Genomic DNA, 25,287 nt, shown 5'->3' with positions numbered 1-25,287 from the left:
CGGCAATCGTCACGAACGTGAAAGGGCGCGCGAATCGGCGGTTCGAGCGGTTATCATTGCGTTTTCGCCCTGGCAGGTACCATCGATCGATGTTCTCGGCGCGACCGCCCTCGCCCGCCGCTACAGACGCACTCGCGCGGCTCAGCTGGCACGACTTCGAGCACCTGCTCGCCGAGTATTACCGTGACCAGGGCTGGCGCGTGGAATACCACGCGCCCCCGGCTTCCCTGAAGCAGCTCGAGGGCGCCTTCGACCTGCGCCTGCATCGCGGCAATGAAATGGTCATCGTCCAGTGCAAGCACTGGGACGCGGTGCAGGTGGAACTGCCGGAAGTCAACGAGCTCCTGGGCACCATGCTCAACGAGGCGGCCACGCGCGGCATCCTGGTCACGCGCGGCAGCTACAGCGCCGAGGCGCGCGCCGTGCCACGGCGCCAGCCGCGCCTCCAGCTCATCGACGGCGACATCCTGCGCGTCATGTTGAAGCTGCCGGACCACCTCGACACGTCGATCCCGGGCATGGCGCTTCCCACGACCGCCTCACGCAAATCCGGCAAGGCGCGCCGTGCTTCGGACGGCATGGGCACGCGGCGGCTGCCCCTGATCCTCATCGTGGTCATCGCGTTGCTGCTTGCCATCTTCGTCTGGCGAGCCATGTCGCGTCGTACCGAGCCCGCGGCCATGCCGGTCGAAGCGACTTCGCCCGCGACGCCGACGCCAGCCGCACCGACGCAGCCGCCGCCCCCTGCGGCATTGCCTGCACCGCCACCCACTACCGCACCGCCGGCTGCGGTGCCACGTGGCGTGCCTTCGGCAACGCGCGAACTGGAAGAACGCGCCCGCCTGCGCGGCACGTCCGACTCCGAGCCGTCGCGCGAATCGCGTAAAAAAGCGGAAGACGCCATCAAGGTGATGGAACGCAACACGCGGGAAGTCGGCTCCTCGGACTGAATTGCGCAAACCGGGGCCGGATCTTTCACGCCCGCCGAATACGCGGCGTCCTACCCTGAGCGGCGCCCCTGTCGCCTGGAAGCCCCCATGTCCGAAACGCTTGCGCCCGACCTGCTTCGCCGCATGCACGCCTATTGGCGCGCCGCCAATTACCTCACCGTCGGACAGATCTACCTGCGCGACAACCCTCTGCTCGAGGAACCGTTGCGCCGGGAGCACATCAAGCATCGCCTGCTCGGCCACTGGGGCACCACCACCGGGCTGAATTTCATCTACACCCACCTCAACCGCGCGATCGTCGAGCGCGACCTCGACATGATTTACGTGATGGGCCCCGGTCACGGTGGACCCGGCGCCGTGGCGCATACCTATCTCGAAGGCTCGTATACCGAGGTGTATCCGCACATCGACCGCAGTGCCGCCGGCATGCGCGAGTTGTTCCGGCAGTTCTCGTGGCCTTACGGCATTCCCAGCCACGTGGCGCCGGAAACCCCCGGCTCCATCCACGAAGGCGGCGAACTCGGCTACTCGCTGTCGCATGCGTTCGGCGCCGCATTCGACAATCCCGACCTGGTGGTGGCCTGCATCGTCGGCGACGGCGAGGCGGAGACGGGCGCACTCGCCACCAGCTGGCATTCCAACAAATTCCTGAATCCCGAACGCGACGGGGCCGTGCTGCCCATCCTGCACCTCAACGGCTTCAAGATCGCCAACCCCACCGTGCTGGCCCGTATCGAACCGGAAGAACTGCGCGACCTGATGCGCGGCTACGGTTACGAACCGCATTTCGTCGAAGGACACGAGTTCGAGCCCATGCACCAGGCATTCGCCGCCGCGCTCGACCACTGCCTGGATGAGATCGCACGCATCCAGAAAGCGGCACGCGCGGGTACCGCGGAACAGGCCAAGCGGCCGCGCTGGCCAATGATCGTGCTCCGCAGCCCGAAGGGTTGGACGGGGCCGAAGGAAGTGGACGGCAAACCGGTGGAAGGCACGTGGCGCGCGCACCAGGTGCCCATCGCCAACTTCGAGAACGACGAGCACGTGGCCATTCTCGAAAACTGGATGAAGAGCTACGAGCCGGAAGAACTGTTCGACGAGCGAGGACGCTTCCGCGAGGAGTTCGCCTCACTGGCACCGAAGGGGCGCAGGCGCATGGGCATGAACCCGCACGCCAATGGCGGCCTGCTGCTGAAGCAACTGCACATGCCGCACTACCGCGAGTTCGCCGAGGACGTGAAAACGCCCGGCGACCACAAGGCAGAAGCCACGCGGGTGCTCGGGCGCTTCCTGCGCGAAGTGATGCGGCGGAACATGGAAACCTTCCGTCTCTTCGGTCCCGACGAAACCGCGTCGAACCGGCTCGAGGCCGTGTACGAGGCCAGCGGCAAGACATGGCTGGCACGCACCGAAGCCGTGGACGAAGACCTCTCGCCAGCGGGACGAGTGATGGAGATACTCAGCGAGCACCAGTGCCAGGGCTGGCTGGAGGGCTACCTGCTCACGGGGCGCCATGGCTTCTTCTCCTGCTATGAAGCCTTCATCCACATCATCGATTCGATGTTCAACCAGCACGCGAAATGGTTGAAGGTCACGCGGAAGATGTCGTGGCGTCCGCCCATCGCCTCGCTGAACTACCTGCTCAGCTCGCACGTGTGGCACCAGGACCATAACGGCTTCTCGCACCAGGATCCTGGCTTCATCGACCACGTGGCCAACAAGAAGTCCGAGATCGTGCGCATCTACCTGCCGCCGGATACCAACTGCCTGCTCTCGGTCACCGACCACTGCCTGCGCAGCCGCCACTACGTGAACGTGATCGTCGCGGGCAAGCAACCCGACTGGCAATGGCTGGACATGGAAAGCGCCGTGCGCCACTGCACCGCGGGTGCCGGCATCTGGGAATGGGCAGGCCGCGGCGGGGACGACCCCGATGTGGTGATGGCCTGCGCCGGCGACGCGCCCACCGTGGAAACGCTGGCCGCCGTGATGCTCCTGCGCGAATACGTGCCGGACATCCGCATCCGCGTGGTCAACGTGGTGGACCTGATGACACTGGAACCGCCGGAGGAACATCCGCACGGCATGGACGACGACCGGTTCGACGACCTCTTCACCAAGGATCGTCCGGTGATCTTCGCCTTCCACGGCTATCCCGGCATCGTCCACAAGCTGACCTACCGCCGCCACAACCACGACAACATCCACGTGCGCGGGTACAAGGAAGAAGGCACGACCACCACGGCGCTGGACATGATGGTGTTGAACAACATGGACCGCTTCCAGCTCGCGCTCGATGCGATCAACCGCATTCCCCGCTTCGAGGGCGAACGGGAGAAGGCCGCGCAGCGATACTGGGCCGACATCGAGCGGCACAAACTCTATGTGAGCGAACACGGCCAGGATCTTCCCGACGTGCGCGACTGGCAGTGGAAGGGCGAGGACGGCGCATGACGTCGCAGGGGCACGTGCTGGCGCTCAACGCCGGCTCGTCGTCGCTGAAATACGGGCTCTACCGCGTAGCCGGCGACGAGTGCGAAGAGCTGCTGGGTGAGCAGACGGAAGCCGGCCATGCGGGTGCGAATCCCGTCGAAGCCATCGTGGCGACGCTGCGCGAGCGCTCGCTTCCCATGCCGGACGCCGTGGGCCATCGTTTGGTGCACGGTGGCCCGAACGTGCGCAAGCATGCGCTCATCGACGCCGGCCTGATGGTGCACCTCGAGGAAGCGAAGGCGTTCGCGCCGCTGCATGTGCCCATCGCCGTGGATATCGTGAAGCAGGCGCAGGAGGCCTTTCCGCGGGTGCCGCAGGTGGCCTGCTTCGACACGGCCTTCCACGCCACCATGCCCGCGGTTGCAAAGACCCTGCCCCTACCCGAGGACCTTCGTCGCGGCGGCATCGAGCGCTACGGCTTCCACGGCCTCTCCTATGAGTCCATCGTTCGGCAACTGGGTGAGGCGATACCGGAACGCGTGGTGATCGCGCACCTCGGCAACGGCGCGAGCCTGTGCGCGGTGCGGGCGGGAAAGTCGGTGGACACGACCATGGGCCTCACGCCGACCGGCGGCATCGTCATGGGCACACGGCCGGGCGACCTCGATCCGGGCGTCCTGCTTTACCTCATGCGCGAGCGCGGTTACGACGCGAAGCGGTTGGAGATCCTTGTGGATCGCGAGTCAGGACTAAAGGGCTTGTCGGGCGGCACCAGCGACATGCGCAAGCTGCACGCGATGGACAACGAGGCCTCGCGCCTGGCGCAGGAGGTGTTCGTGCATGTGGCGCGGAAGCACGTGGCGGCCATGGCCGCGTCGTTGGGTGGGATGGACCTGCTGGTGTTCACGGGCGGCATCGGCGAGAACGATGCGGGGACGCGGGAGGCGATCGTCGACGGGTTGCGCTGGATGGGCGCCTTCGATGTGCGCGTCATTCCCACCGAAGAGGACGCGCAAATCGCGAGGCACACCTGGCGCCTCGCGAAGCTGCCCTGAGGTTGCACGAAAGTTTCTGTGGGAGCCGCTTCTGTGGGAGCCGCTTCAGCGGCGATCCCGCGGCAGCGGGCAACCTCGTCGCGAGTATCCATCGCCGCTGAAGCGGCTCCCACATAAAGCTATCGGCCGCGTGGCGTCAGACGACCACCACCGGAATCTTCCCGATCTTCGAGCGCCACTCCTTCGGCCCGGTTTCATGCACCGAGGTACCGGCGCTGTCCACCGCCACGGTCACCGGCATGTCCTTCACCTCGAACTCGTAGATCGCTTCCATGCCCAGGTCTTCGAAGGCCAGCACGCGCGATGCCTTGATCGCCTTCGACACGAGGTACGCGGAGCCGCCCACGGCCATGAGGTACACGGCCTTGTTGTCGCGAATGGCCTCGATGGCCGCCGGGCCGCGCTCGGACTTACCCACCATGCCCAGCAGGCCGGTGGACTCGAGCATCTGCCGCGTGAACTTGTCCATGCGCGTGGCGGTGGTGGGGCCCGCCGGGCCAACCACTTCGTCGCGCACCGGATCGACGGGGCCGACGTAGTAGATGAAGCGATTGGTGAAGTCGACCGGCAGCTTCTCGCCGCGGTTGAGCATGTCGATCATGCGCTTGTGCGCGGCGTCGCGGCCGGTGAGGAGCTTGCCGTTGAGCAGGATGGTCTCGCCCGGCTTCCAGCTCTGCACTTCCTCGCGGGTGATCGTGTCGAGGTTCACGCGACGGCCCTTCGAGGCGTCGTAGGTAAGCTTCGGCCAGTCTTCCAGCGACGGCGGATCGAGCGCGACCGGACCGGAGCCGTCCAGCACGAAATGCGCATGTCGCGTGGCGGCGCAGTTCGGGATCATCGCCACCGGCAGGTTGGCCGCGTGCGTCGGATAGTCCTTCACCTTGATGTCGAGCACGGTGGTGAGGCCACCCAGGCCCTGCGCGCCGATGCCCAGCGCGTTCACCTTCTCGTACAACTCGAGGCGCAGTTCCTCGGCGCGATTCGACGGACCGCGCGCGATGAGATCCACGATGTCGATGGGCTCCATCAGCGCTTCCTTCGCCAGCAGCATGGCCTTCTCGGCCGTGCCGCCGATGCCGATGCCGAGCATGCCCGGCGGGCACCAGCCGGCGCCCATGGTCGGCACGGTCTTCAGCACCCAGTCCACGATGGAGTCGGACGGATTGAGCATGGCGAACTTCGACTTCGCTTCCGAACCGCCGCCCTTGGCGGCGACGATCACGTCGACCTTGTCACCGGGCACGATGGACACGTTGACCACGGCCGGCGTGTTGTCGCGCGTGTTCATGCGCTTGCCCGCGGGATCGGCGAGCACGGAGGCGCGCAGCTTGTTGTCCGGATGGTTGTAGGCCCGGCGAACGCCCTCGTTCACCATGTCCTCGACGCCCATCGTGGCATCGTCCCAGCGCACATTCATGCCCACCTTCAGGAAGACGGTGACGATGCCGGTGTCCTGGCAGATCGGGCGATGGCCCTCCGCGCACATGCGCGAGTTGATGAGGATCTGCGCGATGGCGTCCTTCGCGGCCGGCGACTCTTCGCGCTCGTAGGCGGCGGAGAGGTTCCGGATGTAGTCCACGGGGTGGTAGTACGAGATGTACTGGAGGGCGTCGGCGACGCTGGTGATGAGGTCGTCCTGCTTGATCGAGGTCATGGCGCTACGGCTGGCTCGCGGGGCTGGCAAACGCCAATTTTAGCGCACCGCGCCGATGTAAGGTGCCCGTACCCGGGCCGGTCTTATTCCGGCATCCCCGAGAATCACGGAGTTTCCATGCGCCACCCGTTCCGTAACGCCCTCCTCGCCTGCGTCCTCGCCGTCACGGCGCTGGGCATGGCGCGACCGGCCGCCGCCGCCCAGACGGCGCCCGAGTTCACCGGCATCGCCGCCTGGCAGAACTCCAAGCCGCTGACGATGCGCCAGTTGCGCGGCAAGGTGGTCCTGATCGACTTCTGGGCGTATTCCTGCATCAACTGCCTGCGCACCCTGCCGCATGTCACCCGCTGGTACGACCAGTACAAGGACAAGGGCCTGGTGGTGGTGGGCGTGCATTCGCCGGAATTCCCGTTCGAGAAGCAGGAAGGCAACGTCCGCGACGCCATCGCGCGCTACGGCATCCATTATCCGGTGGCGCAGGACAACGACCTGGCCACCTGGGACGCCTGGAGCAACCAGTACTGGCCGGCGGAATACCTGGTGGACCAGCGCGGCAACGTCATCGCCCATCATTTCGGCGAGGGCAATTACCTGGAGATGGAAAACGCCATCCGCACCCTGCTGGGCCTGCCGAGGTTGACGGATGCCGCCGCAGCCGACAAGGACGCTCCGGACTTCACCCAGCTGGGCTCGCCGGAGATGTATTTCGGCGCCGACCGCAGCCAGAACAACGCCAGCCAGGGTGGCGACAGTACCGGTACGCGCGACTTCACGGCGCCGTCCCGCCTGGACCTGAATCGCTTCGCGCTGGTCGGCCGCTGGGAAATCGGCCGGCAGAACGCCAGCCTGGTCGGGCCCAATGGCGAGATCCGCCTGCATTTCAAGGCGAAGAAGGTGCACATCGTGGCCAGCGCCAATGATCCCATCACCCTGGAGGTGCTGGTCGACGGCAAGCCGCAGGCTCCCGTCACGGTGCAGAAATCGATGCTCTACACGCTGTATAGCGGTGAGGACTACAAGGACCACGTGCTCACGATTCGCGTGCCGAAGGCGAACTTCCACGCGTTTACCTTCACCTTCGGTTAGAGCATCGCCGCTGAAGCGGCTCCCACAGGGTTCCTTGTGGGAGCCGGCTATGCCGGCGATACGGGGCTTGCCAAGAGTGTTTCTTAAGATATATCGTACGACCACTACGTACGATATATCGGAGAACACCCATGCACTTCTTCCATCACGCCCGGCACCGTTTCCACGAACACATGCAGGCCATCGGCCGGGGCGGCGGCCGCTTTGGCGGCGGGCCCTTCGGCTTCGACGACCGCGAAGGCATGCGCGGCGGCCGCGGCGGTGGCCGGCTCGGCGGCCGCATGTTCGGCAGCGGCGACCTGCGCCTCCTCCTCCTGGCCCTGATCGAGGAACAGCCGCGGCACGGCTATGAGCTGATCCGCACCATCGAGGAGATGTTCGAGGGCCAGTACAGCCCGAGCCCCGGCGCCATCTATCCCACCCTCACCATGCTCGAGGAACTGGGCTACGCGCGCGTCGAGGCCGAAACGGGCGGCAAGAAGCTTTACGCCATCACCGAGGCCGGCCGCGCCTTCCTCGACGAAAACCGCGACAGCCTCGGGGCGCTGACCGAGCGCCTGCAGGTGATGTCGCGGCACATGCGCCGGATGAGCGTGCCCGATCCCATCCGCGAAGCCATGCACGTGCTGAAGCACCAGCTCATGAACCACCACAAGGGCTGGGACGACGATGAGGTACGGCGCGTCGCGAAGCTCATCCAGGCCACGGCACGTGCCGTCGCGGAGCGCAAGGAATGAGCGAACGCCACGCCCTCGTGCGCGTGCGCCACGCGCTGAAAATGCGCCGGCTCGAAGTCTCCCATGTGCGCCGGCTCACGCCGCACATGGTCCGCGTCACGCTGGTCGGGCCGGACCTCGATAGCTTCGTGTCGGCCGCGCCGGATGACCATGTGAAGCTCTTCTTCCCTGTCGCCGGCGGCACGCTCAACCTGCCGACCCTCGGCCCCGACGGCCCCGTTTACCCCGAGGGCGTCGAGCCCTCGCCCTCCCGCGACTACACACCGCGCCGGTACGACGCGGCGCTGGGCGAACTCGATATCGACTTCGTGCTGCACGGGGAAGGACCGGCGTCGACCTGGGCGGAAAACGTGAAGCCGGGCGACGTGCTCGGCGTCGGAGGCCCGCGCGGCTCCATGGTCGTTCCGGACGATTACGACCATTACGTGCTCGTGGGGGACGCCACCGCCCTGCCCGCCATCGGCCGCTGGCTGGAGGAGATGCCGCCGGACGTGAAGGTCACCGTACTGGTGGAGATCGCATCGGAAACCGAGCGCCAGGCATTGGCGCGCGAGGTCCGCTGGTTCGTGCCGGGGGACTCGCCCAGCCTCGATGATGCCGTGGCATCACTGCCGATCCCCGATGGGGATACGTTCTGGTGGGTAGCGGTCGAATCGAAGCGCGCCCGCACGTTGCGGTCGCTGCTGGTCGAGCAGCGCGGCGTGGACAAGGACTGGGTGAAGGCCACGGGATATTGGCAGGCCGGGTAATGGTGGTAGGAATCGGAAAAACTGTGGGAGCCGGCTACGCCGGCGATCTCGCGGCAGCGGGCAAGCTCGCCGCAAGCACCCATCGCCGCTGAAGCGGCTCCCACAACACTCACGAAAGCTGCACGTCCCTTAATGCCAGCCGAGCCGTAAACACATAACCTTGTCGCCTTGCGCGCTACCCCTAGGCGCGTTCTTGGATAAGGAGGCGGCACGATGCGGCGTGGCAGGAAAATACTGGCTTGGGTACTCGGCATCCTTGTCCTGCTGATCGTGGCGGTCGTGCTGTTCATCGCGTTCTTCGACTGGAACCGGCTGAAACCCACCATCAACGAGAAGGTCTCCGAGGCCATCGGCCGTCCCTTCGCCATCAATGGCGACCTTTCCGCAGAGTGGTCACGTGAGCCTGGCGAGGGCGGCCTGGCCGGGCTCATGCCGTGGCCGCATTTCACCGCGCGCGACATCACCGTGGCGAATCCGGACTGGGCGAAGGACACCCACTTCGCCACGCTGGATTCGATCCAGTTCCGCCTGTCGCCGTTTCCGCTGCTAGCCCACCGCATCGTGGTGCCGGAGATTCGCCTGGGCCAGCCGCATATTGCGCTGCAACGGCAGAAGAACGGCAACAACACCTGGACGTTCAAGCTTCCCGAAAGCACCGGTCCCTCGGAATGGCAGCTCGAACTCAACGCCATCGCGTTCGACAAGGGGCATATCGACCTTACCGATACGATGACCCAGATCGTGATGGGCATCGATGTCACGCCGCTCGGCAAGGGCATTCCGTTCGACCAGATCATGGCCGAGCAGGAGAACGACGCCCGCGCGCAGGCCAGGAAGATTACCGGCGCCAGTGCGAAGGCGTTGGCCAAGAGCGACGCGGATGAAAAGGACCGCAAGGACGAAACCAAGAAGAAGCAGGTGTACTACTTCGCCTGGGATGCCAAGGGCACATACAAGAAGTCCACCGTCTCGGCCAAGGCGCGCACCGGCGGCGTCCTGGCGCTGCGCGACGCGGACCGTCCGTTCCCCGTGCAGGCCGACACGCGCTTCGGCGACACGCACATTGCGTTCGTGGGTACGCTCACCGACCCGCTGAACATGGGCGCGCTCGATGTGCGCCTGTGGTTTTCCGGCACGAGCATGTCGCATCTTTACGACCTTACCGGCATCACACTGCCCGACACGCCGCCGTTCGCCACCGAAGGACACCTGAAGGCGAACCTGAAGAAAGGCGCCAGCGTCTACACCTATGAGAACTTCACGGGACGCGTGGGCGGCAGCGACCTCGGCGGCAGCCTCGTGTTCGACACGCACGGGCAGCGACCGAGCCTGACCGGCACGCTGAAGTCGAACCAGTTGCTCTTCAGCGACCTCGCCCCGCTCATCGGTGGCGGCTCGAACGAGGAAAAAGCGGAACGCGGCGACGCGACGCAGCAGCCGGCCGACAAGGTGTTGCCCGTGGAGCCGTTCAAGACCGACCGCTGGAACGCCATGGACGCGGACGTGCAGTTTACCGGCGTGAAGATCGTCCACGGCGAGCGTCTGCCGGTCGACAACCTGTCGACACACCTCGTCCTGAAGGATGCCGTGCTCACCCTCGACCCGCTGAAGTTCGGCGTGGCCGGAGGCACGGTGGGAAGCAATATCCGGCTCGACGGCTCGAAGACGCCCATGAAGGGCGGCTTCAACCTCGGCGCGCGCCACCTGAAGCTGAAGGAACTGTTCCCCACCTTCGCGCCCATGCAGACCAGCTTCGGCGAACTCAATGGCGACGCCTCGCTCACGGCCGTGGGTAACTCGCCTGCGGCGTTGCTGGGCAGTTCCAACGGCGAGGTGAAGCTGCTGATCAACGACGGCGCGATCAGCAGTTCGCTGCTGGAACTGGCCGGCCTGAACGTGGGCAGTTATGCGGTGAACAAGCTCTTCGGCGACGAGGTGGTGAAGATCAACTGCATGGCGGCCGATCTCGTCAGCACCAATGGCGTGATGGAGTCGAAGCTGTTCGCCTTCGATACGGAGAAGGCGCTGATCAACGTCAACGGCAACATCGACTTCCGCAACGAGAAGCTCAACCTCGACATCGTTCCGCATACGAAGGGCTTCCGCCTGTTCTCGCTGCGCTCGCCGCTGTATGTCCATGGCACGATGAAGAACCCTTCCGTGGGCGTGCATGCTGGTCCGCTCATCCTGCGCGGCGGTGGGGCCCTCGCCCTGGCCGTATTCGCCGCCCCCATCGCGGCGCTGGCCCCGCTAGCCGTCCCAGAGAGCGGCAAGGCCGATGCCACGCAGTGCAAGCCGTTGCTGGACGACCTGCGCCGGGATCCGCCGAAGGCGCCACCAGCCGGCAAGACCGCCGCCAAGTAAACGGGAAGGCGGTACTAAACGGGAAGGCTGTAGGAGCCGCTATAGCGGCGAGGGAAACCTCGCGACCACGTGGCAAGACTTTCCTCGCCGCTATAGCGGCTCCTACAAGTGCAGCGCCTACAAAAGGGGGGCGGGATCGGGCAAGCTTCGCGGCATGTCGCCTTCCCGCAAAGCCCACCTCCAGATCCATTTCTGCGTCCTGCTCTGGGGCTCCACGGCCATCCTCGGCAAGCTGATCGTCCTGTCGGCCTTGCCGCTCGTGTGGTGGCGCATGTTGCTCGTGTCCGCCACCCTGCTCTGCGTGCCGCGCGTATGGCGCGGGTTGCGGGCCATGCCGCCACGGCTGCTGGTTTCCTACGCCGGCATCGGCGTGATCGTGGCGCTGCACTGGCTAACGTTCTATGGCGCGATCAAGTTGGCGAACGCCTCCGTGGCCGCGACCTGCATCGCGCTGTGCCCGGCCTTCCTCGCTCTGGTGGAACCATGGGTGGCGGGACGGCGCTTCGATCCGCGGGAGCTGCTTATCGGGGCCGCCGTCGTCCCCGGCGTGGTCCTGGTGGCCGGCGGCCTGCCGGGCGGCATGCGCCTCGGTCTCGCGGTGGGCGTGCTGTCGGCCCTGTTCGTCGCGTTCTTCAGCGCATTGAACAAGCGGCTCATCGATCGCGCGGATGCGCTCACCGTCACCTGCGTCGAACTGGGCAGCGGCACGTTGTTCCTCACCGTTCTGGCCCCGCTGTTCGCCTCCCCCGCGTTTCCCCTGCCCGACCTGCACGATGGCGCGCTGCTGCTGGTGCTTGCCTACGGCTGCACCCTGCTGCCCTTCGCGTTGGCGCTGGCGGCGTTGCGCCACCTCTCCGCGTTCGCGACGCAGATGGTGACGAACCTGGAACCCGTCTATGCGATCGTGCTCGCCATTCCCCTGCTGGGGGAACAACGCGAGCTCGGCTGGACGTTCTACGTGGGCGTGGCAATCATCCTCATTGCCGTATTCGCCCATCCCTGGCTGCATCGTGGGGAAAAGGCCGAGCCGGCGGATCTCGTGGCGCCCTAGCGCTTCCTGTGGGAGCCGCTTCAGCGGCGATAGCCAGGTCGCCGCTGCCGCCATCGCCGGCTCCCACACGGTCAGGCGCGGCCGCGGGCGCGCATGGTGCGTTGGCGGCGGGCGCGTTGGGCCGGCGAGCGGCCCGCGGGCTTTTTGCTGGACGACGAGCGCTGGGCTCGCGAAGGCGGGCTGCAAGGATTCACTGGAAACTCCGGAAACGGAACCGGGAGGGTCGATGCTCCGACCCTCCCGGTGAAGAAGCCGCTAAAAGCGCGTCAGATGAGCTTGATTTCGCGCAGGCGTTCCTGGAGGTATTCGTGCGCCGTGATCGGCTCGGGATAACGCTTCGGATTGTCCGGCGTGACGCACGACGGCAGCACGTCCAGCACCACGTCCGGGTTCGGGTGCAGGAAGAATGGCACCGAATAACGCGGCTTGCGAGCGTTCTCGTCCTGCGGGTTCGTGACGCGGTGCGTGGTGGACGGATACACGTGGTTGGTGAGCCGCTGCAGCATGTCGCCGATGTTCACCACGATGGCGTCGCCCTCGGTGGTGATCGGCAGCCATTCGCCTTCGCGCGTCAGCACTTCCAGGCCCGCGGCGCTGGCGCCCACGAGCAGCGTGATGAAGTTGATGTCCTCATGCGCGCCAGCGCGCACGTTCGGCACGTCGGCCTGCTCGATCGGCGGATAGTGGATCGGGCGCAGGATGGAGTTGCCGGAGTCGATCTTGTCGTCGAAGAAGTGCTCCGGCAGGTCGATATGCAGGGCCAGCGCCCGCAGCACGCGCGCACCGAGCTGGTCCAGCGCCTCGTAGATGCCGTAGCCCTTTTCCTTGAAGCCGGGCACTTCGGTGGGCCACACGTTCGGCGGCATCACGTCGGCGAACTTCGAGTCGCGCGGAATTTCACGGCCGATGTGCCAGAACTCCTTAAGGTCGGCGAACTTGCTGTCCTTCGCCGTTTCCACCTTGAAGGGGGTGTACCCACGCGCACCGCCACCGCCGGGGATGTGGTACTTGCGCTTCACGTCGTCGGGCAGCGCGAAGAAGCGCTTGAAGGCGTCGTAGGCGCCGTCGACGGCTTCCTGCGGAATGCCATGGCCGCTGATGCAGCAGAAACCGAATTCGCGATAGGCGGCGCCCAGCTCGGCCACGAAGGCCTCGCGATCGGTGTCGTAGCGGCGGATATCGAGGGTGGGAACCTTCTTCATGGCGTTTCCTGCAGGGAGGCGTGACGGAGCCGGCGCGCGGACGCGCCGGGACCCGTCGCTGGTGGATCAGGCCGCGGCCTGGGCCGCCGATTTTACGGCGTCGGCCAGCTGCCCCGCCAGCCGATCCACCTCGGCCGCGTCCGCGGCCTCGATGGTCACGCGCACCAGCGGCTCCGTGCCCGAGGCGCGCAGCACCACGCGGCCACGCCCTTCGAGGGCGGCCTCCACGTCCGCCAGCGCCTGACGGACGGTGTCCGTGCCCAGGGCGGCCTTCGCGCCTTCGACGCGCACGTTCACCATCGTCTGCGGCAGTTTCACCAGGCCGGCGCGGGCCTCGGCGAAGGTTTCGCCGGACTCCGCCAGCACTTCCAGCAGGGCCAGCGCGGCAACGATGCCGTCGCCGGTGGTGAAGCGATCCAGGCAAAGCACGTGGCCGGAGGTTTCGCCGCCGAGCACGCCACCGTATTCCTTCAACTGCTGCAGCACGTAGCGGTCGCCGACGTTGGCGCGCACGAAAGGAATGTCCAGCTGCTTCAGCGCGCGCTGAAGGCCGTAGTTGCTCATGAGCGTGCCCACCACCGGACCGGGAAGGGACGCCCGCTTCTTCCAGTGACGCGCGATCACATAAAGCATGTCGTCGCCGTCGGTCACCGTGCCGTCGCTATCCACCACCCGCACGCGGTCGCCGTCGCCGTCGAAGGCGATGCCGAGGTCCGCGCCACGCTCGACCACGGCCCGGGCCAAGGCCTCCGGATCGGTCGAACCGACGCCACGGTTGATGTTGAGGCCGTCGGGCTCGGTGCCGATGGTGGAAACCTCGGCACCCAGGTCGCGGAAGACCTTCGGTGCGACCTGATAGGTGGCGCCATGCGCACAATCGAGCACGAGGCGCATGCCCGCCAGGGAGAACTCGTCCGCAACCGTGGCCTTGCAGAATTCCGCGTAACGCGTAACGGCGTCGTCGACGCGGCTGGCCTTGCCCAGCGCCTCGGAGGCCACGGTGGCGAACTCGGCCTCGAGTTCGGCTTCGATCTCCGCTTCCAGTTCGTCGTCCAGCTTCTCGCCCTGGCCGGAAAAGAACTTGATGCCATTGTCCTGGTGGGGGTTGTGCGAGGCGCTGATGACGATGCCCGCGTCGGCGCGCAGCGAGCGCGTGAGGTACGCCACGCCGGGTGTCGGCATGGGGCCGAGCAGGCGCACGTTCGCTCCGGAGGCGACCAGGCCGGCCTCCAGCGCGGATTCGAACATGTATCCGGAAACGCGGGTGTCCTTGCCGATCACCACCATGACCTTGCGGCTGTGGTCGCGGCGATCCGGGCCGGCACCGGCACCGCGGAGGTCGGCGGCGCGCCTGCGCGCCAGCACGGCACCGGCGGCACGACCCAGGCGGAGGATGAAATCGGCACTGATCGGGTAGGTGCCCACATGCCCGCGGATGCCGTCGGTACCGAAATACTTGCGTTCGTTCATGATCTTGGTTCGTTCCTTCCGAGTGCGCCGAGGATACTCCGGCGCAGTGAACGGGCCGGATATGCCCGACGTGCTAGTCCTTCAGTCGTCGTCTGGCCAGCGGGGCATGGCGGGCTTGTCGTTTCGCGGGGTGGTGTCGCCCGCCTTCACCGCGGCCCAGACGGCCAGGGCGTCGACGGTGGGTGCCACGTCGTGGACGCGGACCATCAGCGCGCCGCGCTGCACGGCGACCATGGCCGCGGCCACGGAGCCGTGGATGCGGGCGGCAGGGTCCTGGCGCCCGGTGAGGGTTCCGATCATTCCCTTCCGCGACACGCCGACATACGCCCCCGCACCGAGTTCCGCGAAACGCGCCGTGGCGCGCAGCAGGGCGAGGTTGTGTTCCAGGTTCTTGCCGAAGCCGAACCCCGGGTCCACCAGCACCCTGCGCCGATCGATGCCGGCCAGTTCGCAGGCGAAGAGGCGGTCGGTCAGGAAACGGTGGACGTCGCCGACCACGTCGTCGTACTCGGGCGCTTGCTGCATGGTGCGCGGCTCGCCCTGCATGTGCACCAGGCAGACCGGCACGCGCAGCTCGGCCGCGGTGTCCAGCGCACCTTCGCGGCGCAACGCGTACACGTCGTTGATCATGCCCGCACCCGCGCCGACGGCGGCGCGCATCACCTCGGGCTTGGACGTATCGACGGAAATCGGCAGCGTCGTGGCAGCCGCCAGGCGCTCGATCAGCGGAACGATGCGGCGGATTTCCTCCTCGACGGAGACCTCTTCCGCGCCCGGGCGCGTGGATTCGCCGCCGACATCGAGCATGTCGGCCCCCTCTTCCGCCAACCTCATCGCGTGAGCGTAGGCGGCCTCCAGCGAGTCGTGGCGACCTCCGTCGGAGAACGAGTCGGGCGTGGCGTTGACGATGCCGACGACACGCGGACGGTCGAGGGCGAGGGCGCGGCCGTTGCAGTCCAGTACCGTGGCGAACGGATCGAAATTCATGCTCAGCCCGGCTGCTGTCCGCCGATCGCGCCCATGAAACGGCGGTAGTAGCGAAGCTCTTCGATGGAATCGCGGATGTCGGAAAGCGCCGTGTGCGCCGAGTCCTTGGCGAAGCCGCGGGCGATCTCGGGCGACCACCGGCGCGACAGTTCCTTCAGCGTGGAGACGTCGAGGTTGCGGTAGTGGAAATAGCGTTCCAGCTTCGGCATCTCGCGGTGCATGAAGCGGCGGTCCTGGCAGATGGAGTTGCCGCACATGGGCGACTTGCCCACGGGTACCCATTGGCGCAGGAACGCGATGGTGGCTTCCTCGGCCTGCGCCGGCGAGGTTTCCGATTCCACGGCACGTCCCCACAGACCCGAGCGCATGTGCTGGTTGCGGTTCCAGGCATCCATCTGCTGCAGGCGGGCGTCCGCGTGCGATATGGCGAAGACCGGCCCTTCGGCGAGCACGTTCAGATCCTTGTCCGTCACGATGGTGGCGATTTCGAGGATGGAATCGTTGTCGGTATCCAGACCCGTCATTTCCAGGTCGATCCAGATGAGGTTGTCTTCGTTCGCAGGCGTCATGGGCGCTCCCTTCTGTGACGGAAGTCTACCCCGCCAGACGTACCTATAGGGGTAACCGCGGTGTGTGGGAGCCGGCTTTGCCGGCGATCCCGTGGCAGCGGGCAGGCTCGCCGCGAGCCCCCATCGCCGCTGAAGCGGCTCCCACAAGGAGCGGGTGCTCCATACGGTGGAGCCGTGAGAACATGGCGGGATGGCCGAACCGACATTCTTCTGGCACGACTACGAGACCTTCGGTGCCGACCCGCGTCGCGACCGTCCCAGCCAGTTCGCCGGCATCCGCACCGACGCCAACCTCGAGGTGATCGGCGAGCCGCTGATGATCTACTGCAAGCCGCCGCGGGACATGCCCCCGCAGCCGGCCGCCTGCCTCGTCACCGGCATCGCCCCGCAGCTGGCCGAACGCGAAGGGCTGCGGGAAGCCGAGTTCGCGGCGGCGATCCACGAGCAGATCGCCCTGCCCGGCACCTGCACCGTGGGCTACAACTCGCTGCGTTTCGACGACGAGTTCACCCGGCACCTGCTGTACCGCAATTTCTACGATCCATATGCCCGGGAGTGGGAAAACGGCAACTCGCGCTGGGACCTGATCGACCTGGTGCGCATGTGCCAGGCGTTGCGCCCGGAAGGCATCGTCTGGCCCACCCGCGAGGACGGCACGCCCAGCTTCAAGCTGGAGCACCTCGCCACGGCGAACGGCCTGAAGCAGGACCGCGCGCACGACGCCCTGTCCGACGTGGAGGCATTGATCGCCCTGGCTCGTCTCATCCGCGGCAAGCAGCCGAAGCTGTGGGACTGGCACTTCGCCCTGCGCCGCAAGCAGCGGGTGTTCGAACTGCTGGACGTGGCGGCGATGACGCCGGTCGTCCACGTCTCCTCGCGCTACCCGGCCAGCCGGCAGTGCCTCGCCGTGGTCGTGCCGCTTGCCGCGCATCCATCGCGGCCGGGCGAAGTCATCGTGTACGACCTCGGCGCCGACCCGGCCGACCTGCTGGCGCTGGACGACGGCGACGTGGCCGACCGGGTCTTCACCTCGCGCTCCGACCTGCCGGAAGGCGTGGAGCGCATCGCACTGCGCACGGTCCGCGCGAACCATGCACCGGCCCTGGCCCCGCTGTCCGTGTTGAAGAACGTGGACCACGCGCGGCTGGGGCTGGACATGGACGCCGTGGAGCGCCACCTGGGCGCGCTGCGGAACGCCAGCGGGCTCGCGGAGAAGCTGCGGCGCATCTATGCGCAGGCCGGCGACATGCCGCCGGCCGAAGATCCGGAACTCGCCCTGTATGGCGGCTTCCTACCCGATGCCGATCGCCGCCTCCTTGCCGACGTGCGTGCCACACCACCGGAACAGCTGGGCAGCCGTGCCTTCAACTTCCGCGATCCGCGCTATCCCGAACTGCTCTTCCGCTACCGGGCACGCAACTGGCCGCAGACGCTCAGCCTCGAAGAGCAGCAGCGCTGGGAGGCGTTCCGCGTGGATCGCCTGACCCGCCGCGGCCCGCTCACCACTCTTACCCTCGACGACTACTTCCACGAACTCGCCACCCTGCGCGCCGTCCCCGGCGCTCCGCTTCCCCTGCTCGACGAGCTGGAAGCGTGGGGCCGCGAACTGCACTGACCGACCATGTCCAAGACCTACTTCACGCCCTCCACCTTCCGCTTCTTCAAGTCGCTGATGCGCAACAACAACCGCGAATGGTTCCAGGCGCACAAGGACGATTACGAGCGCCACGTGCGCGAGCCGTTCCTTGCGCTCATCGGCGACCTGGCCGCGCCGTTGCAGAAGATCAGCCCGCATTTCCGTGCCGACACGCGCAAGGTCGGCGGCTCGCTCTATCGCATCCATCGCGACACGCGTTTCGCGAGCGACAAGCAGCCATACAAGGGCTGGCAGGGTTCGCGCTTCTTCCACGAACGCCGCCACGAGATCCAGGCGCCGGGCTTCTATCTGCACATCCAGCCGGGCGAGTGCTTCGTCGGCGGCGGCATGTGGCATCCGGAGCCGCCGGTGTTGAAGAAGCTGCGGGAGTTTCTCGCGGACAACCCCGGTGCGTGGAAACGCGCCACGCATTCGAAGGCGTTCGTCGAGCGCTTCACCTTCTGGGGCGAGAGCCTGTCGCGGCCGCCGCGCGGGTTCGACGCGAGCCATGAGCTGATCGAGGACCTGAAGCGGAAGAACTTCGCCGCCGGTCAGGATTTCGACGAAGCGATGGCGTGTTCGTCGGAGTTGCTACCGTTCGTGGTGGACAACTTCAAGCGCCTGGCGCCGATGGTGGATTATCTGTGCGCGGCGCAGGAACTGGAATTCTGAGGTATTCGCCGCTGAAGCGGCTCCCACATAAAGCCGTAGTCCCTGGGGGGCCGCCTCAGGGTGCTCAAAGTCGTAGCCTCTGTGGGAGCCGCTTCAGCGGCGATCCCGCGGCAGCGGGCCAGCATCGTCACCGCTCGTAAAGCTCGATCGGCAGGTCGTCGGGGTCGGCGAAGAAGGTGAAGCGCCGCCCGGTGTATTCGTCGACGCGAATCGGTTCGCACACCACGCCACGCTGCGCCAGCGTCGCCACGACCGCATCGATATCGCTCACGGAAAACGCCAGGTGGCGCAGCCCCTGCGCTTCCGGTCGCGACGGCCGCTTCGGTGGCGCCGGGAACGAGAACAGCTCCAGCTGCACCCCAGGGCTCACTTCCAGATCCAGCTTCCACGAATCGCGCGCCTCGCGGTACGCCTCGTGGATCACCTTCAAGCCCAGCACTTCGGTATAGAAAGCCTTCGACCGCGCATAGTCGGAGCAGATGAGCGCGACGTGGTGGATGGCTTCGAGCATCGGCTCAGGCCTCCGAAAAAGGAAAAGCCAGCACGTCGGCGATGGCGTCCGTGCGCGCCAGCACCATCAGCAGCCGCTCGATGCCGAGCGCGACGCCCGCACAGTCGGGCATGGTGTCCAGCACCGCCAGCAGGTTCTCGTCGATGGGCATCTCGGGCAGGCCGCGTGCGCGGCGCTTGGCGTTGTCCCGCTCGAAGCGTTCGCGCTGTTCCGCCGCGTCATTGAGTTCGTGATAACCATTGGCCAGTTCATAGGGCCCGACGTACGCCTCGAAACGCTTGGCCACCGGCGGATCGCCGGGGCGAATGCGCGCGAGCGCGCACTGGCTTGCCGGATAGTCGGATACCACGGTGACACGGTCTGCTGGGAACGCCGGCTGTATCCGATGGGTCATCAGCAGGTCGAGCCAGTCGTCGCGCTCCAGGCCTTCCGGATCGATGCCGAACTCGGCGAGCGGTGCCTGCAGGCGTTCCAGCGGATCGGTGAGCGGATCGACATCCAGCGCATCTCGGAAAAGCCCGCGATACGTGGTCTCCACGACGTCGAAGGTCCGGCCGGCTTCGATCAGCAAGCTTTCCAGCAGGTCGATCACTTCGCGGGCCAGCTTCGCTTCATCCCAGCCCACGCGGTACCACTCCAACATGGTGAACTCGGGGTTGTGCCGCCCGCCGGCTTCGCCGTCGCGGAACACACGCCCAAGCTCGTAGCAATCCCCGACACCGGCCGCGAGCAGCCGCTTCATCGGGAACTCCGGCGACGTGCGCATCCAGCGGTCCGGCGCACCGGCATCCACGTGACCACCAAATCGGGTATGGAAACTCCGGATGTTCGGATCGGTGTTGCCGGCGGCGGAAAGGATGGGTGTCTCCACCTCCAGCACGCCGCGCGCGGCGAAGAAACTGCGTATCCGCCCATAGGTGGTGGCGCGCAGGCGCAGCTGGCCGATGTGCTTCACGGCGCGGCTCCGTGTTCCGCCAGCAACGCGATGAGGTCGGCTTCCGTATAGACCGGCACGCCCAGTTCCTTCGCCTTGTCGAGCTTGGAGCCCGCGGCTTCGCCGGCGAAAACGGCCGTGGTCTTCTTCGACACGGACCCCGCGACCTTCGCCCCCAGCGATTCCAGCCGCTCGGTGGCATCGTCGCGCTTCAGCGATTCCATGCTTCCAGTGATGACATAGGTGTGTCCTTCCAGCGGAAGCGTCGTCGCGGCTTTCGCCGGAAGCTGGTCGAGCAGCCACGCCATGTCCACGTAGGCGTTCGTGAGCTTGCGATAGTTCGAGGGATCGCTGATGTAGGCCCACAGGTTGGCCGCGGCGGCCGACGGTACACCGGCGATGATCCAGTTATGTTCACCGGCGGACACGAGCTCCTGCACGCTGGCATAGGTTTTCGCCAGCAGCGCGGTGCTCTTCGGGCCGAGCTTCGGTACTTTCGCCGCTTCGAGCAGCACGTCGAGGCCCAGGCGGTCGCGCAGCTTCGGCGACGGCGCACCCTCGTCGGCGAACGTGATGCCGGCCGCCAACAATGCATCCACCACTTTCTCGTTGCCTTCCTGCTCGAAGAAGGCCGCTATCGACGTGGCCACTTCGTCGCCGATGTCGGGCAGCACCCGCAAGACAGGCGCAGGCGTGCGCCGGACCACGGCGAGCGAGCCGAGCCAGATGGCCAGCGTCTTCGCCGTGCTCTCGCCGATGTGCATGATGCCCAGCGCGAAGAGGAAACGCGGCAGCGTGCTTTTCTTGCTCGCCTCGATGGAGGCCACGAGGTTCTCGGCCCACTTCGTGGCGACCTTGCCTTGCTTCACCGTTTCCGGCGTGGAACCGTCGCGCTCGTCGGCCAACGCCTTCATGCGCACGAAGCTGTCGACGGTGAGCCCGTAGAGGTCGGCCGGTGTGTGCACCATGTCGAATTCCACCAGCGCGTCGACGAAGCGATCGCCCAGGCCGTCGATGTCCATGGCACGGCGCGATGCGAAGTGGATCAACGCCTCCTTGCGTTGCGCGGCGCAGATGAGGCCGCCCGAGCACCGGTAGGCCGCGGCGCCTTCCTCGCGCAGCAGTTCGGAACCGCAGACGGGGCATGTCGCGGGCATGTGCCATGGCACGGTGTTCGCGGGGCGTCGCTCGGACACCACGCGGGCCACTTCGGGAATGACGTCGCCCGCACGGCGCACGATGACCGTGTCGCCAACGCGCACGTCGAGGCGCGCGATCTGGTCGGCGTTGTGCAGCGTGGCGTTGGTGACGGTGACGCCGCCCACCTGCACCGGCGTGAGCCGCGCCACCGGCGTGGCGGCGCCGGTGCGGCCGATCTGGATCTCGATGCCCTCGACCGTGGTCATCTGTTCCTGCGCGGGATACTTGTGCGCGATGGCCCAGCGCGGCGCGCGCGACACGAAGCCCATCTCTTCCTGGCCTTCGTAGTCGTCGAGCTTATAGACGACGCCGTCGATGTCGTAAGGAAGGCTGTCGCGCTTCTCGCCGATGCGGCGGTAGTACGCGATCAGCCCTTCGAAACCCTTCGCCGTCGACACTTCCGGCGACACGGGGAAGCCCCATTCGCGCAGCTTGGCGAGCGTGGCCGAATGCGTGTCGGGCAGGTCGCCGTCCTCCACGCGGCCCACGGCATACGCGAAGAACGCCAGGGGACGCTTCGCGGTGATCGCGGGATCCAGCTGGCGCAGCGAACCGGCAGCACCATTGCGTGGATTCGCCAGGGGCTTTTCGCCCGAGGCGCGGGCGCGTTCGTTGAAGGCCTCGAAGGCGGCGCGCGGCATGATCACCTCGCCGCGCACCTCGAGCAGGCGCGGCCAGTCATTCCCACGCAGGCGCAAGGGAATGGCCTTCACCGTGCGCAAGTTGGCGGTGACGTCCTCGCCCACGGCGCCGTCGCCACGCGTGGCGCCCTGCACGAACACGCCGTCCTCGTAGCGCAGGCTGATCGCCAGCCCGTCGAGCTTCGGTTCCACCGAGAACACTGGCTGCCGGCGGCCCAGGGTCTGCTCGATGCGGCGCTCGAAGTCGGCCACTTCCCGATATTTCTCACGATCGGTGTCGCCCTCCTGCTCGAACGCGTTGCCCAGCGAGAGCATCGGCACGGCGTGCACCACCTCCGCGAAACCGCCCTGCGCGCGCGCACCGACCCTGCGTGTTGGGGAATCGTCGGTTGCAAGGTCGGCGTATTGGCCTTCCAATGCTTCCAGTTCGCGCATCAGCCGGTCGTACTCGGCGTCGGCGATGTCGGGATCGTCCAGCACGTGGTACCGGTAGTTCGCGTCTTCGATGAGTCGACGCAGGGCCTGTGCGCGCTCGACGGCTTCGACGGGGGCGATGGCTTGGGGCATTGTGCAGGGTCCGTGATGGTGCGGCTCGACCGACGCGACCCTGAACTGTCGGCCGAAGGCGCGGCAAAAGCAAGAATCCCATCCGTTATAATCCCCAGGCCATGCCCTTCCAAGACGTCAGCAGCCGCAGCGATTCCCTCGACGTCCCAGCCCTTCCGACCGACTGTCCGGCCCTCGCACCCGCGGAGCCGTCCAGCAAGGCGCGCTATCGCGGCCTGATCTGGCTCGTTTCGGCCGCGTTCTTCATGCAGGCGCTGGATTCGACCATCGTGAACACGGCCGTGCCCGCCATCGCCGGCGCGCTCCAGGTCACACCACTCAGCATGCGCACGGCGCTCACCAGCTACGTGCTGACCCTGGCCATCTTCATTCCCATGAGCCCGTGGCTCTGCGACCGCTTCGGCACGCGCCGCGTGTTCAGCGGGGCCATTCTCGTGTTCGCGCTCGGCTCGCTGCTCTGCGGCGTGGCGCAGACGCTGCCGCAGCTGGTGCTGTCGCGGATCATGCAGGGCCTGGGCGGTGCCGCGCTCATGCCGGTGGGCCGTTATGTGCTGGTGCGCAGCATCGACCGCCGGGAGTTCGTCAGTTCGATGACCACGGTGGCCACCTTCGGACTGCTCGGCTCGGTGTTCGGGCCGCTTCTCGGCGGCCTGCTGGTCGAGTTCACCAGCTGGCGCCTGATCTTCCTCATCAACGTGCCCGTGGGCATCGTCGGGCTGATCCTCAACCGCCGCGAGATGCCGGACTACCGGCTCGACCAAGCACACCGCTTCGACACCTTCGGCTTCCTCCTCTTCGCGGGCGCTTCCGCGCTCTGCCTGATGGCCGCGGAAACGGTCGGCGGAAAGGGCCATGCGGCGTCCATCGCCGGCTACGCGCTCGGCGCGCTGGCGCTGGGGACGCTGTACGTGCGGCACAGCCGGCGTACGGCCTATCCAGTCACCGACCTGTCGCTGCTGAAGGTGCGCAGCGTCTGGGTGTCGCTGGCCGGCAACCTGTTCACGCGGCTGGGCGTGTCGGGCATGTACCTGCTGCTGGTGCTTTTCCTACAGATCGGCTGCGGCTGGTCGCCGCTTGCGGCGGGCTTGATGATGGTGCCGCAGGCCATCGGCTCCATTTCGGTGAAGCCCTTCATCGACCGGCTGCTCACGCACTTCGGCTACCGCAAGCTGCTGCTGGGCAATACCATCGCCGTGTCGGCCGTGCTGTGCGCCTTCGCGCTGCTTTCGCCGGCCACGCCGCCCTGGCTCATCGCCGCCTTCGTCTACGTATACGGCGCCGTCATGTCGCTCCAGTACACGTCGATGAACACCTTGGCGTACGTCGACCTCGACGTGAAGCACGCTTCCATGGCCTCGTCGATGGCGTCCACGGCGCAGTACCTGTCGATGAGCTTCGGCATCGCGCTCGCCTCGCTGCTCATGGCCGGTTTCCTCGGCTCGCACGACGCCCGCAGCTACGTCTGGGCCTTCCGCTGGTCCGTGATCGTGCTCGGTATGGTCACGCTGGCGGCCAGCTGGATCTTCAGCCGGCTGCGCGACACGCGTTCAAGGGTGGCCGACGCCACCGCCTGAACTGTATAACCAAGAGGACACCGCGCCTTCCTTCGCGGCTCGATCTGGAACGATCCCATGCATGACTCCGCCGGCATCCTGCTGACCCTGTTCATCATCTTCGTCGCCGCGCAGATTGGCGGCGAAATCGCGCAGAGGCTGCGCCTGCCGTCCGTGGTCGGCGAAATCGCCGCGGGCTGCGCCATCGGCCCTTCCGCGCTCGGCTGGGTCGCCCTGCCCGACATCGCCGTCGGCACCCCGCTCGATGTACTGGCGGAAGTCGGCGTCATCCTGCTGCTGTTCTCGGTGGGCCTGGAGACACGCCTCGACGATCTGAAGAAGGTCGGCGTCAGCGCCTTCCTGGTCGGCGTGCTCGGCGTGATCATCCCGTTCGCGCTCGGGTCGCTCTGGGCCCACGGCTCCGGTTTCGACTGGATCCGCTCCATGTTCGTGGCCGCCGCCTTCGTGGCCACCTCCGCCGGCATCACGGCCCGTGTGCTGCAGGAACTGGGCGTGCTGCAGCGGCGCGAGGCCCGCATCATCCTGGGCGCGGCCGTGATCGACGACATCCTCGCCATGCTCCTTCTCGGCATCGTTTCGTCCCTGCAAGGCGGCGGTGCGGTGAACGTGGGCAGCCTGCTCATGACCCTGCTCGGCGCCGTGGGCTTCGTCGCCGTCATCGGCTGGGGCGGCACGCGGGTGATGCGCCGCGGTTCGGGCTGGCTCGACAAGCCCAGCAGCCCGATGTCGTCGCTGACCATCGTGCTGGCGCTGTGCCTAGGCCTCGCCTACCTCTCCATGAAGTTCCACCTGGCCGCCATCATCGGCGCCTTCCTCGCCGGCATGATCGCGTCGGAAACCCGGCAGCGGCATCAGCTGGAGGAACAGACCGCGCCGCTCCTCGCCTTCCTCACGCCGTTCTTCTTCGTGGTGACGGGCGCGAAGGTGAACCTGGCGGAGTTGGGTAACGCCAGCGCCCTGTGGATGCTTGCCGTCGTCACCGCCATCGCCATCGTCTCGAAGCTGGCCGGCGGCTTCCTCGGCGCCATCAGCCTGGGCCGGCGCGGTGCAACCATCGTCGGTTTCGGCATGGTGCCGCGAGGCGAGGTGGGCGTGGTCATCGCCGCGCTGGGCCTCGCAGCCGGCGTGTTCGACGAGCGGATCTACGCGGTGATCGTCGCCATGTCGCTGCTCACGGCCATGGTCACACCGCCGGTCCTGGCACTTCTGCTACGAGAAAAGCAGTAACTGTGGGAGCTGCTTCAT

General features: G+C 66.7%; 20 protein-coding genes. 12 read left to right on the top strand and 8 right to left on the bottom strand.

What is annotated here, in order from left to right; all coding sequences use genetic code 11:
- Positions 1 to 89 precede the first annotated feature (89 nt).
- The 3 genes from ACPYOD_RS03110 (at position 90) to ACPYOD_RS03100 (ending at position 4,438) form a co-directional block, all read left to right on the top strand.
- A complete protein-coding gene (locus tag ACPYOD_RS03110) occupies positions 90 to 950 on the top strand; it encodes a restriction endonuclease (protein WP_481300270.1) in 861 nt (286 codons plus the stop codon).
- Between the two features lie 87 nt (positions 951 to 1,037).
- Positions 1,038 to 3,404: a phosphoketolase family protein gene (locus tag ACPYOD_RS03105; RefSeq protein WP_481300269.1), complete on the top strand. Its 2,367-nt coding sequence runs from the start codon at positions 1,038 to 1,040 to the stop codon at positions 3,402 to 3,404.
- A complete protein-coding gene (locus ACPYOD_RS03100) occupies positions 3,401 to 4,438 on the top strand; it encodes an acetate/propionate family kinase (RefSeq protein WP_481300268.1) in 1,038 nt (345 codons plus the stop codon). Before ACPYOD_RS03105 ends, ACPYOD_RS03100 begins: the two co-directional genes overlap by 4 nt.
- 136 nt (positions 4,439 to 4,574) lie before the next feature.
- On the opposite strand, the gene ACPYOD_RS03095 is transcribed toward ACPYOD_RS03100, so the two are convergent.
- Complete coding sequence (locus ACPYOD_RS03095; protein ID WP_481300267.1) at positions 4,575 to 6,092, bottom strand: fumarate hydratase; 1,518 nt, start codon at positions 6,090 to 6,092, stop codon at positions 4,575 to 4,577.
- A 117-nt stretch (positions 6,093 to 6,209) separates the two neighbouring features.
- Here ACPYOD_RS03095 and ACPYOD_RS03090 point away from each other — a divergent pair, with 117 nt between their 5' ends.
- From ACPYOD_RS03090 to ACPYOD_RS03070, 5 genes are all read left to right on the top strand, one after another.
- Positions 6,210 to 7,178, top strand: coding sequence for a thioredoxin family protein (locus ACPYOD_RS03090; RefSeq protein WP_481300266.1), 969 nt, complete (start codon positions 6,210 to 6,212; stop codon positions 7,176 to 7,178).
- A gap of 131 nt (positions 7,179 to 7,309) precedes the next feature.
- On the top strand, positions 7,310 to 7,915 hold the full coding sequence (locus tag ACPYOD_RS03085) for a PadR family transcriptional regulator (protein WP_481300265.1): 606 nt from the start codon (positions 7,310 to 7,312) through the stop codon (positions 7,913 to 7,915).
- Positions 7,912 to 8,664 carry a siderophore-interacting protein gene (locus ACPYOD_RS03080; RefSeq protein ID WP_481300264.1) on the top strand — a complete coding sequence of 251 codons (753 nt, stop codon included), beginning with the start codon at positions 7,912 to 7,914 and terminating at the stop codon, positions 8,662 to 8,664. Before ACPYOD_RS03085 ends, ACPYOD_RS03080 begins: the two co-directional genes overlap by 4 nt.
- 213 nt (positions 8,665 to 8,877) lie before the next feature.
- Positions 8,878 to 11,028 carry an AsmA family protein gene (locus ACPYOD_RS03075; protein ID WP_481300263.1) on the top strand — a complete coding sequence of 717 codons (2,151 nt, stop codon included), beginning with the start codon at positions 8,878 to 8,880 and terminating at the stop codon, positions 11,026 to 11,028.
- Positions 11,029 to 11,182: 154 nt separating this feature from the next.
- A complete protein-coding gene (locus ACPYOD_RS03070) occupies positions 11,183 to 12,079 on the top strand; it encodes a DMT family transporter (protein WP_481300262.1) in 897 nt (298 codons plus the stop codon).
- Positions 12,080 to 12,345: 266 nt separating this feature from the next.
- On the opposite strand, the gene ACPYOD_RS03065 is transcribed toward ACPYOD_RS03070, so the two are convergent.
- The 4 genes from ACPYOD_RS03065 to orn form a co-directional block, all read right to left on the bottom strand.
- Positions 12,346 to 13,281, bottom strand: a complete 936-nt coding sequence (locus ACPYOD_RS03065; RefSeq protein WP_481300261.1) for an isopenicillin N synthase family dioxygenase — start codon at positions 13,279 to 13,281, stop codon at positions 12,346 to 12,348.
- 66 nt (positions 13,282 to 13,347) lie between these two features.
- Positions 13,348 to 14,751, bottom strand: a complete 1,404-nt coding sequence (gene glmM, locus ACPYOD_RS03060) for a phosphoglucosamine mutase (protein ID WP_481300260.1) — start codon at positions 14,749 to 14,751, stop codon at positions 13,348 to 13,350.
- A gap of 81 nt (positions 14,752 to 14,832) precedes the next feature.
- Entirely contained in the window at positions 14,833 to 15,738 is a 906-nt protein-coding gene (gene folP, locus ACPYOD_RS03055) for a dihydropteroate synthase (RefSeq protein ID WP_481300259.1), read from the bottom strand.
- A 2-nt stretch (positions 15,739 to 15,740) separates the two neighbouring features.
- The gene (gene orn, locus ACPYOD_RS03050) at positions 15,741 to 16,307 is read right to left on the bottom strand and encodes an oligoribonuclease (RefSeq protein WP_481300258.1); all 567 of its coding nucleotides are present in this window, start codon (positions 16,305 to 16,307) and stop codon (positions 15,741 to 15,743) included.
- Between the two features lie 190 nt (positions 16,308 to 16,497).
- Here orn and sbcB point away from each other — a divergent pair, with 190 nt between their 5' ends.
- Complete coding sequence (gene sbcB / locus ACPYOD_RS03045; RefSeq protein ID WP_481300257.1) at positions 16,498 to 17,922, top strand: exodeoxyribonuclease I; 1,425 nt, start codon at positions 16,498 to 16,500, stop codon at positions 17,920 to 17,922.
- A gap of 6 nt (positions 17,923 to 17,928) precedes the next feature.
- Positions 17,929 to 18,615, top strand: a complete 687-nt coding sequence (locus ACPYOD_RS03040; protein ID WP_481300256.1) for a DUF2461 domain-containing protein — start codon at positions 17,929 to 17,931, stop codon at positions 18,613 to 18,615.
- A 127-nt stretch (positions 18,616 to 18,742) separates the two neighbouring features.
- Here ACPYOD_RS03040 and gloA2 read toward each other — a convergent pair whose 3' ends face one another.
- From gloA2 to ligA, 3 genes are read right to left on the bottom strand one after another with little or no spacing between them, the layout of a single operon-like run.
- Positions 18,743 to 19,126, bottom strand: a complete 384-nt coding sequence (gene gloA2 / locus ACPYOD_RS03035; protein ID WP_481300255.1) for an SMU1112c/YaeR family gloxylase I-like metalloprotein — start codon at positions 19,124 to 19,126, stop codon at positions 18,743 to 18,745.
- Positions 19,127 to 19,130: 4 nt separating this feature from the next.
- Positions 19,131 to 20,081 (bottom strand): EF-P lysine aminoacylase EpmA, encoded by a 951-nt coding sequence (gene epmA, locus ACPYOD_RS03030; RefSeq protein ID WP_481300254.1) that lies wholly within the window; start codon positions 20,079 to 20,081, stop codon positions 19,131 to 19,133.
- A complete protein-coding gene (ligA, locus tag ACPYOD_RS03025) occupies positions 20,078 to 22,468 on the bottom strand; it encodes an NAD-dependent DNA ligase LigA (protein ID WP_481300253.1) in 2,391 nt (796 codons plus the stop codon). Before ligA ends, epmA begins: the two co-directional genes overlap by 4 nt.
- Positions 22,469 to 22,569: 101 nt before the next feature.
- Here ligA and ACPYOD_RS03020 point away from each other — a divergent pair, with 101 nt between their 5' ends.
- Both ACPYOD_RS03020 and ACPYOD_RS03015 read left to right on the top strand, forming a co-directional pair.
- Positions 22,570 to 24,042 (top strand): MFS transporter, encoded by a 1,473-nt coding sequence (locus ACPYOD_RS03020; protein ID WP_481300252.1) that lies wholly within the window; start codon positions 22,570 to 22,572, stop codon positions 24,040 to 24,042.
- Between the two features lie 57 nt (positions 24,043 to 24,099).
- Positions 24,100 to 25,269, top strand: coding sequence for a cation:proton antiporter (locus tag ACPYOD_RS03015; protein ID WP_481300251.1), 1,170 nt, complete (start codon positions 24,100 to 24,102; stop codon positions 25,267 to 25,269).
- Positions 25,270 to 25,287 lie beyond the last annotated feature (18 nt).

The organism is Luteibacter sp. HAY1-4A, from assembly GCF_056755355.1.
The sequence above is the reverse complement of the archived record's forward strand: the minus strand, read 5'-3'. Positions and strand labels throughout refer to the sequence as shown.

What these genes read in the sequence shown, in the direction of transcription:
- ACPYOD_RS03100 (WP_481300268.1), top strand. Translation starts at nt 3,401, where the DNA reads ATGACGTCGCAGGGGCACGTGCTGGCGCTCAACGCCGGCTCGTCGTCG.
- ACPYOD_RS03110 (WP_481300270.1), top strand. Translation starts at nt 90, where the DNA reads ATGTTCTCGGCGCGACCGCCCTCGCCCGCCGCTACAGACGCACTCGCG.
- ACPYOD_RS03040 (WP_481300256.1), top strand. Translation starts at nt 17,929, where the DNA reads ATGTCCAAGACCTACTTCACGCCCTCCACCTTCCGCTTCTTCAAGTCG.
- ACPYOD_RS03105 (WP_481300269.1), top strand. Translation starts at nt 1,038, where the DNA reads ATGTCCGAAACGCTTGCGCCCGACCTGCTTCGCCGCATGCACGCCTAT.
- ACPYOD_RS03065 (WP_481300261.1), bottom strand. Translation starts at nt 13,281, where the DNA reads ATGAAGAAGGTTCCCACCCTCGATATCCGCCGCTACGACACCGATCGC.
- ACPYOD_RS03095 (WP_481300267.1), bottom strand. Translation starts at nt 6,092, where the DNA reads ATGACCTCGATCAAGCAGGACGACCTCATCACCAGCGTCGCCGACGCC.
- ACPYOD_RS03015 (WP_481300251.1), top strand. Translation starts at nt 24,100, where the DNA reads ATGCATGACTCCGCCGGCATCCTGCTGACCCTGTTCATCATCTTCGTC.
- ACPYOD_RS03020 (WP_481300252.1), top strand. Translation starts at nt 22,570, where the DNA reads ATGCCCTTCCAAGACGTCAGCAGCCGCAGCGATTCCCTCGACGTCCCA.
- ACPYOD_RS03070 (WP_481300262.1), top strand. Translation starts at nt 11,183, where the DNA reads ATGTCGCCTTCCCGCAAAGCCCACCTCCAGATCCATTTCTGCGTCCTG.
- folP (WP_481300259.1), bottom strand. Translation starts at nt 15,738, where the DNA reads ATGAATTTCGATCCGTTCGCCACGGTACTGGACTGCAACGGCCGCGCC.
- gloA2 (WP_481300255.1), bottom strand. Translation starts at nt 19,126, where the DNA reads ATGCTCGAAGCCATCCACCACGTCGCGCTCATCTGCTCCGACTATGCG.
- ACPYOD_RS03080 (WP_481300264.1), top strand. Translation starts at nt 7,912, where the DNA reads ATGAGCGAACGCCACGCCCTCGTGCGCGTGCGCCACGCGCTGAAAATG.
- ACPYOD_RS03075 (WP_481300263.1), top strand. Translation starts at nt 8,878, where the DNA reads ATGCGGCGTGGCAGGAAAATACTGGCTTGGGTACTCGGCATCCTTGTC.
- orn (WP_481300258.1), bottom strand. Translation starts at nt 16,307, where the DNA reads ATGACGCCTGCGAACGAAGACAACCTCATCTGGATCGACCTGGAAATG.
- glmM (WP_481300260.1), bottom strand. Translation starts at nt 14,751, where the DNA reads ATGAACGAACGCAAGTATTTCGGTACCGACGGCATCCGCGGGCATGTG.
- sbcB (WP_481300257.1), top strand. Translation starts at nt 16,498, where the DNA reads ATGGCCGAACCGACATTCTTCTGGCACGACTACGAGACCTTCGGTGCC.
- ACPYOD_RS03085 (WP_481300265.1), top strand. Translation starts at nt 7,310, where the DNA reads ATGCACTTCTTCCATCACGCCCGGCACCGTTTCCACGAACACATGCAG.
- ACPYOD_RS03090 (WP_481300266.1), top strand. Translation starts at nt 6,210, where the DNA reads ATGCGCCACCCGTTCCGTAACGCCCTCCTCGCCTGCGTCCTCGCCGTC.
- ligA (WP_481300253.1), bottom strand. Translation starts at nt 22,468, where the DNA reads ATGCCCCAAGCCATCGCCCCCGTCGAAGCCGTCGAGCGCGCACAGGCC.